This is a genomic window from Pseudomonas orientalis (genome assembly GCF_022807995.1).
Lineage (GTDB): Bacteria > Pseudomonadota > Gammaproteobacteria > Pseudomonadales > Pseudomonadaceae > Aquipseudomonas > Aquipseudomonas orientalis_B.
The window spans coordinates 3973952-3989813 of record NZ_CP094351.1 but is presented as its reverse complement, the minus strand read 5'-3'; the positions used below and the strand labels follow the sequence as shown (position 1 = coordinate 3989813).

General features: G+C 63.1%; 2 protein-coding genes. Both read left to right on the top strand.

From position 1 onward, the window contains the following. Nucleotides 1-37: 37 nt before the first annotated feature. Entirely contained in the window at nt 38-12949 is a 12912-nt protein-coding gene (locus MRY17_RS17645) for a non-ribosomal peptide synthetase (RefSeq protein ID WP_243352600.1), read from the top strand. Nucleotides 12950-13097: 148 nt separating this feature from the next. After that, nucleotides 13098-15818 (top strand): hypothetical protein, encoded by a 2721-nt coding sequence (locus tag MRY17_RS17640; protein ID WP_243352599.1) that lies wholly within the window; start codon nt 13098-13100, stop codon nt 15816-15818. Nucleotides 15819-15862 lie beyond the last annotated feature (44 nt).

Genomic DNA, 15862 nt, shown 5'->3' with positions numbered 1-15862 from the left:
CCGAATTTCCCGTAAGCCGATTTCAGGCAGGAACCCCATGATGGACGCCTTCGAACTTCCCCGCACTCTGGTCCAGTCCCTCCAACGCCGTGCCGCGCAGACGCCGGACCAAATCGCCCTGCGCTTTCTGGCCGAATCCGCCGAGCACAGCGTGGTGCTCAGCTACCGTGAACTGGACCAGCGCGCGCGCACCATCGCCGCCGCCTTGCAAGCCGATGTCGCGATGGGCGAGCGTGCGGTGCTGTTGTTTCCCAGCGGCCCGGACTATGTCGCGGCGTTCTTTGGTTGCCTGTACGCCGGGGTGATCGCGGTGCCGGCTTACCCGCCGGAATCGAGCAAGCGCCATCACCAGGAGCGCTTGCTGTCGATCATCAGCGATGCCGAGCCGCGCCTGTTGCTGACCATCGCCAGCCTCGCCGACGGCCTGGCGCAGATCGAAAACGCCCCCCCGCTGTTGAGCGTGGACACCCTCGATCCACAGCTGGCCGACCGGTGGGTCGCCCCCGAGTTGCAGCCCGACGACATCGCCTTCCTGCAATACACCTCCGGCTCCACTGCGCTGCCCAAGGGCGTGCAAGTCAGCCACGCCAACCTGGTGGCCAACGAAGTGCTGATCCGCCGCGGCTTTGGCATCGACCTCAACCCGGACGATGTGATCGTCAGCTGGCTGCCGCTGTACCATGACATGGGCCTGATCGGCGGCTTGCTGCAACCGATCTTCAGCGGCGTGCCGTGCGTGTTGATGTCGCCGGCCTACTTCCTGGCGCGGCCGCTGCGCTGGCTCGAAGCGATCAGCGAATACGGCGGCACCATCAGCGGTGGCCCGGACTTCGCCTACCGTCTGTGCAGCGAACGGGTCAGCGAGTCGGCCCTGGAACGCCTGGACCTGAGCACCTGGCGCGTGGCCTATTCCGGCTCCGAGCCGATCCGCCTGGATACCTTGGAACGCTTCGCCGAAAAGTTCGCCGTGTGTGGTTTCAGCTCGAATCATTTCTTCGCCTCCTATGGCCTGGCCGAAGCGACCTTGTTTGTCGCCGGTGGCCGCCGTGGCCATGGCATCCCTGCGCTGCACCTGGATGCGCAGGCGCTGGCCGCCAACCGCGCCGAGCCGGGGCAGGGCAGTGCCGTAATGAGCAGTGCGGTCATGAGTTGCGGCACCCACCAGCCGGACCACGCCGTGCTGATCGCCGACCCTCACACGCTCAGCGAGCTGGCCGACAATTGCGTGGGCGAACTCTGGGCCAGCGGCCCGAGCATTGCCCAGGGTTACTGGCGCAATCCTGAAGCCAGCGCCCGCACTTTCGTCCAGCACGCCGGCCGGACCTGGCTGCGCACCGGCGACCTGGGATTTATCCGTGACGGTGAGGTGTACATCACCGGGCGCTTGAAAGACCTGTTGATCGTGCGCGGGCACAATCTGTACCCGCAGGACATCGAACAAACCATCGAGCGTGAGGTGGAGGTGGTGCGCAAGGGCCGGGTGGCCGCCTTTGCGGTGAACGATCAGGGCGTGGAGGGCATCGGCATTGCTGCAGAAATCAGCCGCAGCGTGCAGAAAATCCTGCCGCCCGAAGCGCTGATCAAAGCGATTCGCCAAGCGGTGGCCGAGGCCTGCCAGGAAGCGCCGTGCGTGGTGGTGCTGCTCAATCCGGGGGCGCTGCCGAAGACCTCCAGCGGCAAGGTGCAACGGGCAGCATGTGCGTTGCGCCATGCCGAGGGCAGCCTCGACAGCTATGCGCAGTTCCCCGACCTGCAAGCGCAGGCCAGTGAAGCCGCGCTGGAATCGGTTCTGCAACGCCAGATCGCCGCGATCTGGTGCGAGCACCTGAAGGTGCCGACGGTCGTCGCCGATGATCACTTTTTCCTGCTCGGCGGCAACTCCATCAGCGCCACCCAAGTGGTCGCGCGCCTGCGCGAAACCCTGGGCCTGGAACTGAACCTGCGGCTGCTGTTCGAAGCGCCCACCCTGCAAGACTTCGCCGCCAGCGTCGCGCAGTTGCAACAGGACGGCGGCGTTGCCCAAGGCGCGATTCATGTGCTGTCGCGTCAGCAAGACCTGCCGCAATCCCTGGCCCAGAACCGCCTGTGGATCACCTGGCAACTGGACCCGAACAGCAGCGCCTACACCATCCCCGGCGCGCTGCGCCTGCGCGGCGAGTTGGACGAAGACGCGGTGCGCTCAAGCTTCCAGCAGTTGATCCTGCGCCACGAAGCCTTGCGTACACGCTTTTACGAGCGCGATGGCCAGGGCTTTCAGCGTGTCGCGGCCGCAGCGGATTTCGCGTTGCACGTCATCGACCTCAGCGACGTGCGCCATGCCGAGCGCGAAGCCTGCGCGCAGCAGATCCGCGAAGACCAGGCACATACCTCGTTCGACCTGGAAAACGGCCCGCTGCTGCAGGTGACCCTGGTGCGCCTGGACGATGAGGACCATCAACTGCTGGTGACGTTGCACCACATCATCGCCGACGGCTGGTCGCTCAATATCCTGATTGACGAGTTCTCGCGCCTGTACGCCGCTGCCGTTCAGGGCCAGCCCCTTGAGTTGCCGCCGCTGCCCCTGCAATACGCCGACTACGGCAGTTGGCAGCGCCAATGGCTGGCCGCCGGCGAAGGCCAGCGGCAGTTGGCGTACTGGAAGGCGACGCTGGGGGACGAGCATCCGCCCCTCGACCTGGCCACCGACCACCCACGCTCGGCGCAGGCGCGCAACAGCGCCGCGCGGCATACCGTACGCCTGGACGCTTCCCTCAGCGCCGAGATTGGCCGGACCGCGCGCGCTCATGAATCCACCCCGTTCATGCTGCTGCTGGCGGCGTTCCAGACCCTGTTGTATCGCTACAGCGGCCAGCGCGATATCCGCATCGGCGTGCCCAATGCCAATCGCCCGCGCCAGGAAACCCAAGGCCTGGTCGGCTTTTTCATCAACACCCTGGTACTGCGTGCCGAGCTCGACGGGCGCCTGCCGTTCAGCCAGCTGTTGGCCGCGACACGCCAGGCTGCACTGGACGCCCAGGCCCATCAGGACCTGCCGTTCGAGCAACTGTTGGAGGCCTTCCCCCAGGCGCGTGAACAGGGCCTGTTCCAGGTGATGTTCAACCACCAGCAACGTGACCTTGGCGCCCTGCGCCGCCTGCCGGGCCTGCTCGCCGATGAGCTGCCATGGCACAGCCGCGAAGCCAAGTTCGAGCTGCAACTGCACAGTGAAGAAGATCGCAGTGGGCGCTTGAGCCTGTCGTTCGACTACGCCGATGAACTGTTCGACAGCACCACCATCGAGCGCTTGGCCGAGCATTACATCCACCTGCTGCAAGCGGTCTGCGCGCAACCGCAGCAAGCCGTGGGCGAGCTGAAACTCACCGCAGAGGACGGGCAACACGCGTGGAGCCAGGCGCCGTGCGCACCGGCTCAACAATGGCTGCCCGAGCTGCTCAACCTGCACACCTCGCACGCCACCGCGCTGGTCTGGCAGGACGCCAGCCTGAGCTTCGCCCAACTGCACACCCAGGCCAACCGCCTGGCCCATTACCTGCGCGACAAGGGGGTGGGCCCGGACGTCTGCGTGGGCATCGCCGCCGAGCGTTCGCCGCAGTTGCTGATCGGTCTGCTGGCGATCATCAAGGCCGGCGGCGCCTATGTGCCGCTGGACCCGGATTATCCCGCCGAGCGCCTGGCCTTCATGCTCGAGGACAGCGGCGTGCACCTGCTGTTGACCCAGACCGCGCTGCTGGAACAGTTGCCGACGGCCCAAGGCGTGTGCGTGATTGCCATGGACAGCCTGCATCTGGACAGCTGGCCAAGCCAGCCGCCGGGCCTGCACCTGCACGGCGACAACCTCGCCTACGTGATCTACACCTCCGGCTCCACCGGCCAGCCCAAGGGCGTGGGCAACACCCACGCGGCGCTGGCCGAGCGCTTGCAGTGGATGCAGGCCACTTACCCGTTGGACGCCAGCGACGTGCTGATGCAAAAGGCGCCGATCAGCTTCGACGTGTCGGTGTGGGAGTGCTTCTGGCCGCTGATCACCGGTTGCCGTCTGGTACTGGCGGGGCCGGGTGAGCATCGCGACCCGCACCGCATCGCGCAGTTGGTGCAGGAGCATGGCGTGACCACGCTGCACTTCGTGCCGCCGTTGCTGCAGTTGTTTATCGACGAACCGCTGGCGGCCGAATGCACCAGTCTGCGACGTCTGTTCTCCGGCGGCGAAGCCTTGCCCGCCGAGCTGCGCAACCGCGTACTGGCACGCCTGCCGGCGGTGCAATTGCACAACCGTTATGGCCCGACCGAGACCGCGATCAACGTCACCCACTGGCATTGTACTGTGGAGGATGGCGAGCGCTCGCCGATTGGCCGGCCGCTGGGCAATGTGATCTGCCGTGTGCTGGATGAAGAGCTCAACCCGCTGCCAGTCGGCGTACCGGGTGAGTTGTGCATCGGCGGCATTGGCCTGGCGCGCGGTTATCTTGGCCGTGCGGGGCTCACCGCCGAACGCTTTGTCGCCGACCCGCTGGGCGAGGCCGGGGCGCGCCTGTATCGCACCGGCGACCGTGCGCGCTGGAGCCTTGAGGGTGTGCTTGAATACCTGGGGCGTCTCGATCAGCAGGTCAAGCTGCGCGGCTTGCGGGTGGAACCGCAGGAAATCGAAGCGCGCATGCTGGCGGTGGAGGGCATCGCCCAGGCCGTGGTGCTGGTGCGTGACGATCAACTGATCGGTTACTACGCCGGCCCTGTCGAACTGGATGCACAGGCGGTAAAAACCGCACTGGCCGCCCAGTTGCCCGAGTACATGGTGCCCGCCCACCTGATGTACCTGGACGCCATGCCCTTGAGCCCCAGTGGCAAGCTCGACCGCCGCGCATTGCCGCAACCCGTGCGGCAAACCCGCGAACATGTCGAACCCGAGACGCCGTTGCAGCAGCAGATCGCGGCAATCTGGCGCGAAGTGCTCGGCCTGCCGCGTATCGGCCTGCGCGACGACTTTTTCGCCCTGGGCGGCCACTCGTTGCTGGCCACGCAAATCATCTCCCGCACTCGCCAGGCCTGTGACGTCGAGCTGCCATTGCGCACTTTGTTCGACGCCAGCGAGCTGGGCGATTTCACCGCACAAGTGGGCCTGATCCAGGCGTCGGGCCAGCGCAACCAACAGACGCCGATCGCCAAGGTCGACCGCAGCGCACCCGTGCCGTTGTCCTATTCCCAGCAGCGCATGTGGTTCCTCTGGCAGATGGAACCGGACAGCCCGGCCTACAACGTCGGTGGCATGGCGCGCTTGCGCGGGGTGCTGGATGTGGGGCGTTTCGAGGCAGCGTTGCAGGCCTTGATCATGCGTCACGAAACCTTGCGCACCACCTTTCCGAGCGTCGATGGCGTGGCCTGTCAGCATGTATCGCCACAGACCGGCGTGCGCATGGACTGGCAGGACTTCTCGGCACTCAACGAGACCGAGCGCCAGCAGCGTTTGCAGCGCCTGGCCGATCAGGAAGCGCATACGCCTTTCAACCTGGAACGCGGGCCTTTGCTGCGCGCCTGTCTGGTCAAGGCCGGCGAGCAGGAACATTACCTGGTGCTGACCCTGCACCATATCGTCACCGAAGGCTGGGCCATGGACATCTTTGCCCGTGAACTCAGTGCGCTGTACGAAGCCTTTATCGACGAGCGCGACTCACCGCTGGCGCCGCTGCCGGTGCAGTACCTGGACTACAGCGTGTGGCAACGCCAATGGCTGGAATCGGGCGAGCGTCAACGCCAGCTGGATTACTGGACCGCGCAACTGGGCAGCGAACATCCGCTGCTCGAACTGCCTGGCGACCGTCCGCGCCCGGCGGTGCAAAGTCATCGCGGTGAGCTGTACCGCTTCGACCTGAGCGATGCGCTGGCCGCTCGCGTTCGCGCCTTCAACGCCGAACAGGGCCTGACCCTGTTCATGACCATGACCGCCACCCTCGCCGTGCTGCTCTACCGCTACAGCGGCCAGACCGACCTGCGCATCGGCGCGCCGGTGGCCAACCGTATCCGCCCGGAAAGCGAAGGGCTGATCGGCGCGTTCCTCAACACCCAGGTGTTGCGTTGCCAACTCAATGGGCAGATGAGTGTGGCGCAGTTGTTAGAGCAGGTGCGTCACACCGTGATCGAAGGCCAGTCCCATCAGGACCTGCCGTTCGATCATCTGGTGGAGGCGCTGCAACCGCCGCGCAGCGCCGCGTACAACCCGCTGTTCCAGGTGATGTGCAACGTGCAGCGCTGGGAGTTCCAGCAGAGCCGCCAACTGGCCGGCATGACCGTCGAGTACCTGGCCAACGATGCCCGCGCCACCAAGTTCGACCTCAACCTGGAAGTCACCGACCTCGACCATCGCCTGGGCTGCTGCCTGACCTACAGCACCGACCTGTTCGACGAACCGCGCATCGCCCGCATGGCCGCGCATTGGCGCAACCTGCTGGAAGCACTGATCGCCAATCCGCACCAACGCCTCAGCGAACTGCCGTTGCTCAGCGCCGCCGAGCAGCACGCCCTGCAGGAGAGCCTCGGGGTTGAAGCCGGCGAGCATCGTCTGGACCAGTGCATCCAAACCCTGTTCAGCCGGCAGGCGCGCAAGCGTGCGGATGCGCCGGCGCTGACCTTTGCCGGTGTGACCCTCACTTACGGCGAACTCGACGCCCGCGCCAATCGCCTGGCGTGGATGCTGCGTGAACGCGGTGTCGGCCCGCAGGTGCGCGTCGGCCTGGCGCTGCCGCGCTCGCTGGAGATGGTCATCGGCCTGCTGGCGATCCTCAAGGCCGGCGGCGCCTACGTGCCGCTGGACCCGGAATACCCGTTGGACCGCCTGCATTACATGATCGAAGACAGCGGCATCGGCCTGCTGCTCAGCGATGCGGCGATGTTCCAGGCCCTTGGCGAGCTGCCGCAGACGCTGGCGTGCTGGTGCCTGGAAGATGACTCACCGGCACTGGAAAATTATCCGGCCGATGAGTTGCCCTTTATCAGCCTGGCGCAGCACCAGGCGTACTTGATCTACACCTCCGGTTCCACCGGCCAGCCCAAAGGCGTGGTGGTGACCCAGGGTGAAATCGCCATGCATTGCCAGGCTGTTATCGAGCGTTTCGGCATGCGCCCGGACGACTGCGAACTGCATTTTTATTCGATCAACTTCGACGCCGCCACCGAGCGTCTGCTGGTGCCGTTGCTCAGCGGTGCCCAGGTGGTAATGCGTGCACAGGGCCAATGGGACGCCGAAGAAATCTGCGCGCTGATTCGCAGCCACCGCGTGACTATTCTCGGGTTCACGCCCAGCTACGGCAGCCAGCTGGCGCAGTGGCTGGCCACGCAAAACCAGACCTTGCCGGTGCGTATGTGCATCACCGGCGGTGAAGCACTCACCGGCGAGCATCTGCAGCGTATTCGCGGGGCGTTCCAGCCTGAGATGTTTTTCAACGCCTACGGGCCGACCGAAACCGTGGTGATGCCGCTGGCCAGCCTGGCGCCGGGATACCTGGAGGAGGGCGTTGCCAGCGTGCCGATCGGCAGCATCGTCGGCGCGCGCGTGGCTTACATTCTCGACGCCGACCTGGCCCTGGTGCCGCAAGGCGCGAGCGGCGAGTTGTACATCGGCGGCGCGGGCCTGGCTCAGGGCTATCACCAGCGTCCGGCGATGACGGCGGAGCGCTTTGTCGCCGATCCGTTCACTGGCAATGGCGGGCGCCTGTACCGCACCGGTGACCTGGTGCGCCAATGCGCCGATGGGCAGGTGGAGTACCTGGGGCGTATCGACCATCAGGTGAAGATTCGCGGTTTCCGCATCGAATTGGGCGAGATCGAAACGCGCCTGCTGGAGCATGCAGCCGTGCGTGAAGCGGTGGTGCTGGCGCTGGATTCGCCGAGCGGCAAACAGCTGGTCGCGTACCTGGTCAGCGACGCCGAGCACGGCGCGTTACGTGACGCGCTGAAGCGGCATCTCAAAGCACATCTGCCGGACTACATGGTGCCCGCACACCTGATCGTACTGGACAGCATGCCGCTGACCGCCAACGGCAAACTTGACCGCCGCGCCTTGCCGCAGCCCGATCCTGAAGCGAACCGCCAAACGTACGTGGCCCCGCGCAATGAGCTGGAAAGCACATTGGCACAAATCTGGTGCGCGGTGCTGAACCTGCAGCAAGTCGGTTTGGACGATAACTTCTTCGAGCTGGGCGGCGATTCAATCCTGTCGATCCAGGTGGTCAGCCGTGCGCGGCAGGCGGGCATTCATTTCAGCCCGCGTGACCTGTTCCAGCACCAGACCGTACAAAGCCTGGCGGCTGTCGCCACGCGCGTCGACACGCTCAGCGCCGAGCAAGGTGTGCTCACCGGCCGCTCGGGCCTTACGCCGATCCAGCATTGGTTCTTCGACACCGAAATCCCGGCGCGTCAGCACTGGAACCAGGCCCTGGTGCTCAAGCCGCTGCAACTGCTCGACCCGCATCGCCTGGAACAGGCCCTGCTGGCGGTGCTGGAACATCACGACGCGTTGCGCCTGGGCTTCACCCGGCGCGATGCCCAGTGGCACGCCGAACACCTGGGCGTGCCGCACGGCGGCGTATTGATGCAGGCGCAGGTGCGCGACATGGACCACTGCACCGCGCTGTTCAGCGATACCCAACGCAGCCTCGACCTCGCACGTGGCCCGCTGCTGCGCGCCTTGCTGGTGGACGGCCCGCAGGGTCAACAGCGCCTGCTGATCGCCATCCATCACCTGGTGGTGGATGGCGTGTCCTGGCGCGTGTTGCTCGAAGACCTGCAAACGGTTTATCGCCAACTGAGCGCAGGCCAGTCCGTCAGCCTGCCGGCCAAGACCAGCGCGTTGCGCGATTGGGCCGCGCGTTTGCAGGCCTATGCCCATAGCGAATCCCTGCGCGAAGAACTGGACCTGTGGCAAGCGCAGTTGGCGGGCCCGGCGCTGGCGTTGCCGGTGGATCGCGCGCACGGCGCACTGCGCCAGCGTGACGCCGAGACCGTCAGCGTGCGCCTGGATGTCGAGCGCACCCGGCAGCTGCTGCAACAGGCGCCGAGCGCCTACCGCACCCAGGTCAACGACTTGCTGCTGACCGCCCTGGCTCGCGTGCTGTGCCGCTGGAGCGGTCACGACGCGGCGTTGATTCAACTGGAAGGTCACGGCCGCGAAAGCCTGTTCGATGACATCGACCTGACCCGCAGCGTCGGCTGGTTCACCAGCGCCTATCCGTTGCGCCTGACCCCGCAGGCGGAGCCGGGTGACTCCATCAAGGCAATCAAGGAGCAACTGCGCGGCGTGCCGCACAAAGGCCTGGGCTACGGCGTACTGCGCTACCTGGCGGACGACCAGTGCCAACGCAGCCTGGCCGCGCTGCCGAGCGCCGACATCACCTTCAACTACCTCGGCCAGTTCGACCAGAGCTTCGGTGCCGACGCGCTGTTTCATCCGCTGGAGGAATCCGCCGGCCTTGCACACGATCCCGATGCACCGCTGCCCAACGCGCTGAGTGTCGACAGCCAGGTGTACGGCGGTGAACTGGTGCTGCGCTGGACCTTCAGCCGCGAGCGCCACGATCAGCAGACCATCCGCGAACTGGCCGAGGCGTACCTGGCCGAACTGCACAGCCTGATCGCCCATTGCCTCAACGACGATGCCGGTGGCCTCACGCCGTCTGATTTTCCGCTGGCACGGTTGACCCAGGCGCAACTGGACAGCTTGCCGGTAGCGGCGGGTGTTATCGAAGATGTCTACCCGCTGACCCCGATGCAAGAGGGCCTGCTGCTGCACACCCTGCTGGAACCGGGCACCGGCCTGTATTACATGCAGGACCGCTACCGCATCGACAGTGCCCTCGATCCCGAGCGTTTCGCCCAGGCGTGGCAGGCGGTGATAGCCCGCCACGAAGCCTTGCGTGCCTCGTTCTGCTGGAACGTCGGCGAAGACATGCTGCAAGTGATCCACAAGCCCGGCAGCACGCCGATTGACTACCTGGACTGGAGCGCCGACCCCGAGCGTGAGCACGAGCCGCGTCTGCAAGCCTTGCTCAAGGCCGAGCGCGAAGCCGGTTTCGATCTGCTCAACCAGGCGCCGTTCCACCTGCGCCTGATCCGCGTGGGCGAGGCGCGCTACTGGTTCATGATGAGCAACCACCATATCCTGATCGATGCCTGGTGCCGTTCGCTGTTGATGAACGACTTTTTCGAGATCTACCGGGCCCTGGGCGAAGGCCGCGACGCGCAACTGGCCACGCCGCCGCGCTACCGCGACTACATCGCCTGGCTGCAACGCCAGGACCTGGACGAAGCGCGCCAGTGGTGGCAGCACAACCTTCAAGGTTTCGAGCGCACCACGCCGATCCCCAGCGACCGGCCGTTCCTGCGCGAACATGCCGGCCACAGCGGCGGCATGGTGGTGGGCGACTGCTATACCCGGCTGGATGCCCGAGACGGCGCGCAACTGCGCGAGCTGGCCCAGGCTCATCAGCTTACCGTCAACACCTTCGCCCAGGCGGCCTGGGCCTTGGTGCTGCGGCGCGTGAGCGGTGATCGCGACGTGCTGTTCGGCGTCACCGTGGCCGGGCGTCCGGTGGACATGCCCGAGATGCAACGCACCGTGGGCCTGTTTATCAACAGCATCGCGCTGCGGGTGAAGCTGCCCGAGGATGACCAGCGCTGCAGCGTGCGCCAGTGGTTGAGCGGTCTGCTCGACAGCAATATGCAACTGCGCGAATACGAATACCTGCCGCTGGTGACTATTCAGGAACACAGCGAACTGCCCAAGGGCCAACCGCTGTTCGACAGCCTGTTCGTGTTTGAAAACGCTCCGGTGGAAACCTCGGTGCTCAGCCATGCGCAAAGCCTGAATGCCACCTCCGATTCCGGGCGTACCCACACCAACTTCCCGCTGACCGCCGTGTGCTATCCGGGCGATGACCTGGGCTTGCACCTGTCCTACGACCAGCGCTACTTCGATGAAACCACCGTGCAAGGCATGCTCGCCGAGTTCAAGCGCCTGTTGCTGGCGCTGGTGCAGGGCTTCCATGGCGACATGGCCGACCTGCCGCTGATCGGCGAGGCGGAGCGCGCGTTCCTGGTGGACGGCTGCAACCAAAGCCAACACGACTACCCGCTGGCGCGCAGCTACGTCGAGTTGTTCGAGGAACAGGTGGTGCGGCATCCGCAGCGTATCGCCGCCCGTTGCCTTGACCGGCAATGGAGCTATGACGAATTGAACCGACGCAGCAACGGCCTGGGGCATGCGCTGATTGCCGCCGGTGTCGGCCCGGACCAACCGGTGGCGTTGCTGGCCGAGCGTGACCTGGAACTGCTCGGCATGATCATCGGCAGCTTCAAGGCCGGCGCCGGCTACCTGCCGCTGGACCCGGGTCTGCCGGGCCCGCGCCTGAGCCGCATCATCGAGCTGAGCCGCACGCCCTTGCTGGTCTGCACCGAAGCGTGCCGGGAACAGGCCATCGAACTGCTCGACGGCGTCGATTGCCAGTTGCTGGTGTGGGAGGAAATCCCCGCCCGTGGCGAGAATCCGGGCGTCTACAGCGGCCCGGACAACCTCGCTTACGTGATCTACACCTCGGGTTCCACCGGCCTGCCCAAGGGCGTGATGGTCGAACAGCGCGGCATGCTCAATAACCAGTTGAGCAAGGTGCCGTACCTGCAACTGAGCGACGCCGATGTCATCGCGCAGACCGCTTCGCAAAGCTTCGATATTTCCGTGTGGCAGTTCCTCGCCGCGCCGCTGTTCGGCGCGCGGGTGGATATTGTGCCGAACGCCCTGGCCCATGATCCGCAGGGGTTGCTCGAGCATGTTCAGGCACACGGCATCACCGTGCTGGAGAGTGTGCCGTCGCTGATTCAGGGCATGCTCGCCCAGGATCATATTCGTCTCGACGGCCTGCGCTGGATGCTGCCCACCGGTGAAGCCATGCCGCCGGAACTGGCGCACCAGTGGTTGCTGCGCTATCCGCAGATCGGCCTGGTCAACGCCTACGGCCCGGCGGAATGCTCGGACGATGTGGCGTTCTACCGCGTCGACCTGGCCTCAACTCGTGGCACCTATCTGCCGATTGGCACGCCCACCGACAACAACCGTTTGTACCTGCTGGACGGCGCGCTGGAGCTGGTGCCTCAAGGCGCCGTCGGTGAACTCTGCGTGGCCGGCACCGGCGTCGGTCGCGGTTACGTCAGCGACCCGCTGCGCACCGCACCGGTGTTTGTGCCCAACCCGTTCGGCGCACCGGGCGAGCGCCTGTACCGCACCGGCGACCTGGCGCGCCGACGCAGCGATGGCGTGCTGGAGTACGTCGGGCGCATTGACCATCAGGTGAAGATTCGCGGCTACCGCATCGAACTGGGCGAAATCGAAGCGCGCCTGCACGAACAACCCGAGGTGCGCGATGCGGCGGTCGGCGTGCAGGAGGGCGTCAACGGCAAGCACCTGGTGGGCTACCTGGTGGCGGCTGATCAAACCCTCAACCCAAGCGAGCGCCTGGACCGCATCAAGCAACGCTTGCGCGCCGAACTGCCGGAATACATGGTGCCGCTGCACTGGCTGTGGCTCGAGCGCCTGCCGCTCAACGCCAATGGCAAACTCGACCGCAAGGCCCTGCCGGCCCTGGAAATCGGCCAGTTGCACAGCCAGGACTACCTGGCACCGCGCAATGAACTGGAAACCACCCTGGCCGCGATCTGGGCCGAAGTGCTGAAAGTCGAGCGGGTAGGGGTGCAGGACAACTTCTTCGAACTGGGCGGGCATTCATTGCTGGCGACACAGATTGCTTCGCGGGTGCAGAAGACGCTGCAGCGGGATGTGCCGCTGCGGGCCATGTTCGAATGCAGCACGGTGGCGGAGCTGGCCGAGTATATCGAGGGGTTGGCGGGCAATGAGATCAGTGCCGAGAAGGTGGATCGGTTGAGTGATTTGATGGCAGAGCTGGAGGGGTTGTGAGGCGGTAGCTGGTCGGGATACCTTTGGTTTTCGTGTAGAACTGTCAGATTTGACAGTAGGCAGGAGATGACAAAAAGGGCTCACTCAAGGGAGACCTCGACCTGAATCAGGTCGAGGATACCAACCCTTGAAACATGGAGTTCTTGGCATGGCCAGAAAAATATCTGCGTCTGAAACCTCCTCGCCACTTGAAGCCGTGGAGGTTGCGGCTCCGGTAATTTCCAGCGAACAAAACAGTACGATTGATCCCTCCCGAATGAAAGATTCATACCTCAGCGTCGATCCACGGATGGACCCCACGGATATCGTATTCAAGTTCCGCGCGAAGCATACGCTCACCAATGAAATCGAGGACAGGCTGGTACTTGAAGACGTTGTGGATTCAAGCGGCAATCTGGAGGTCAGAAAAACTCCTTTGCCCCTGACGTACCTGACAAAGACGATGGGGTACACACTGGTTGTCTGGTATGAGGGCACAGTTAACGGAAAGCCCGCTGTTTCATTGGACACGGAAGTGGGTGTGAATTTTTATTCAGCTGAAGAAGCTATAAAGTTCGCGCCCAAGTTCCACAAAGAAAAATTGTTTAATGGCACGCCAACCTACGACATGAAGGATGACCAAGGCGGCGTCACATTGATTGACATACTGCTGCCTTACCTCGCCCAAGTAGGCGATAAATTGTACTGTACGGTCGTCACCAAGCAGTTCAGTGGGCATCCCGCTTTCTATAACGTTGCTGACGGTTATGCGTTGACGCCTGATGACATCCGCAAGGGTGCACTCAGCCTGCCCGTTGAGCGTGGTTGGCTGTCACGTCAACCGCCGCTTTATGAATCGATGACCAATCAATGTGCCTATATCACCAGTGGGTTGCCCGCTGAACCGCCCGCCCCGGTTGACAGACCTGATGAAGAAACGCGTCTTCCGAGCAATGCGCTTCAAATCCAGTACCGTCGCACTGTTGCTTTTATTGGCGTTCAGGATCTGGGGCTGCAGGCACCGCACTTGCGCCAGTCGGTGGAGTTAGATGACCAGTGGTGGCTTAACCCGACCAACACTGAAGACGGAGGTGATGTTTACGCGTGCATGACCACCTTTAAGGATGACCAGGTGTGTTTCTATGTGAATAGTCCCGGCTCCGGAAAGAAGCCGCTGGGCTGCGTGACGATTGAGGCTGACGGACAATTGGCGTGTGTCAAACTGCCGGCGTGTACGGTGGCATGCTTCTTCGATAAACAAATGACGCTCAGCTACACCGTCGCCTTTGGGGAGGGCGTGCAGCCCTCGCCATCAAAAGTGATCAACGTTCTAAAACCCGAATTTGGAAGCGCGCTGATTGAGGAGGCGAACCAGGATCGAATGCTTTGCCTCGATAACTTCCCAGGGGATGCAAATGTGATAGCGCCGTTGGGCGCCTACAGTGAATGCGCGAGTCGTTGCTGGATGTGGATCGATGCTAAACATGCAGACGGCAGCGATTACCGCTTTGATATTCTGGTTGGCGCGGTTGTAACGGACGCTTGGAAAAAGGACGGCGTCAGGGCCGATATTCCAAGGGCCGCTCTGGAAAAAATCGGCGACTGCTCCAAGTTCGAATTACAGGTTAAAACAAGCTTTTGCAAGGCGAGCGAACTGAAGGACGCCTTCGAATTTCCACCTGCAATATTCACAATTTACCAGCAGCCCCTGACGCCACGGGCACCCACAGTCAGAGAAGCACAAGGTGGCGTTTTGGTGCCCTGGAACGGTCGCGAAGGGGGGCATGTCGAGGCGGTTTACGATGGCTTCCTACCCAGCCATCAGCACACTGCCCAATGGTGCCTGGAAGGAGAGGACAACTGCTGGTCACTGCCCTTGCAGAACAATACGTCCGCTCCGGTCACTTTTTTTGCATCCCGCGAACAGGTGATCACCAGCTTCCGCAAGACGGCATTGATCACTTATACCGTGATCAATGCCTGCAAGCAGATGGTGTCCGAGACACTGGAGTTGCAGGTCGGTGAGCCACTCATGCAGAGGCGTCCTCGTCCAGTGGTGAAACAGGCCACTAACGGCGTCCTGGATCTGCGTACTTTTTCTGGGAAGGATGCAGAGGTTATCGTCAAAAGTACCGATGCCGACGTCGATTTGGCGTGGTGGTTTTTCATGGTAGGGCATTTCGGGATTATGACACTTGAGGGAACTGCAGAAGATGGCTCTTCGATCACACTGCCGATTATGGCGAGGCTCCTCGAAAGCGGTGATAGGGACGGATTGTCGTGTCTGATTCCACGTGCGGATTTAGAGAAGTTAAAACGTAATACGTCGATCACCATTAACTTTTCGCATTTCATAGGCTCAGATCCGGCAGCAAGCGTAGAGATCGACTTTCAGCCGTTGACGTTGAACTTTATTAAAGCACTCTATGATCTCACTGACTTTGACCCATCCGGCAAAGGCTGGAATGGTTGGCAGAGAGGCTTAGGCGCAGCAAATCCCGCCGACCTCGAACCGAGAAACGACTCTTGGGGCGGCCGGACGGGTTACTGGTTGCGTGATTACAGCTACACGAATACGTCCGACCCTGTTACTGAAAGCGAGAAAATGTTTAAGATTTTCACCGATCTGGAACCGGGGCGCTTCTATCGTTTCTCGGCCTTGGTCTGTAATAGTAGTGGTAAAGGCGCCAACCCCCGTATTGCATTAGCGGTTGACCGAAAAAACATAACTGATGTAGTAGAGCCTCCTACAACTTGGCAACCACTTGCAAAGGAATTTCAAGCTACCTCAAACACCGCCAGGCTCAGTGTCAATAATCACAAAATGGGCGCGATTCATGGTAACGATTTCGGCGTCACAATGCTCGAGCTGCACGAAGTCCAACAATAGTTAACCGAGGTTGATCAAGCATAAGGCCTCCGATGTTTGGAGGC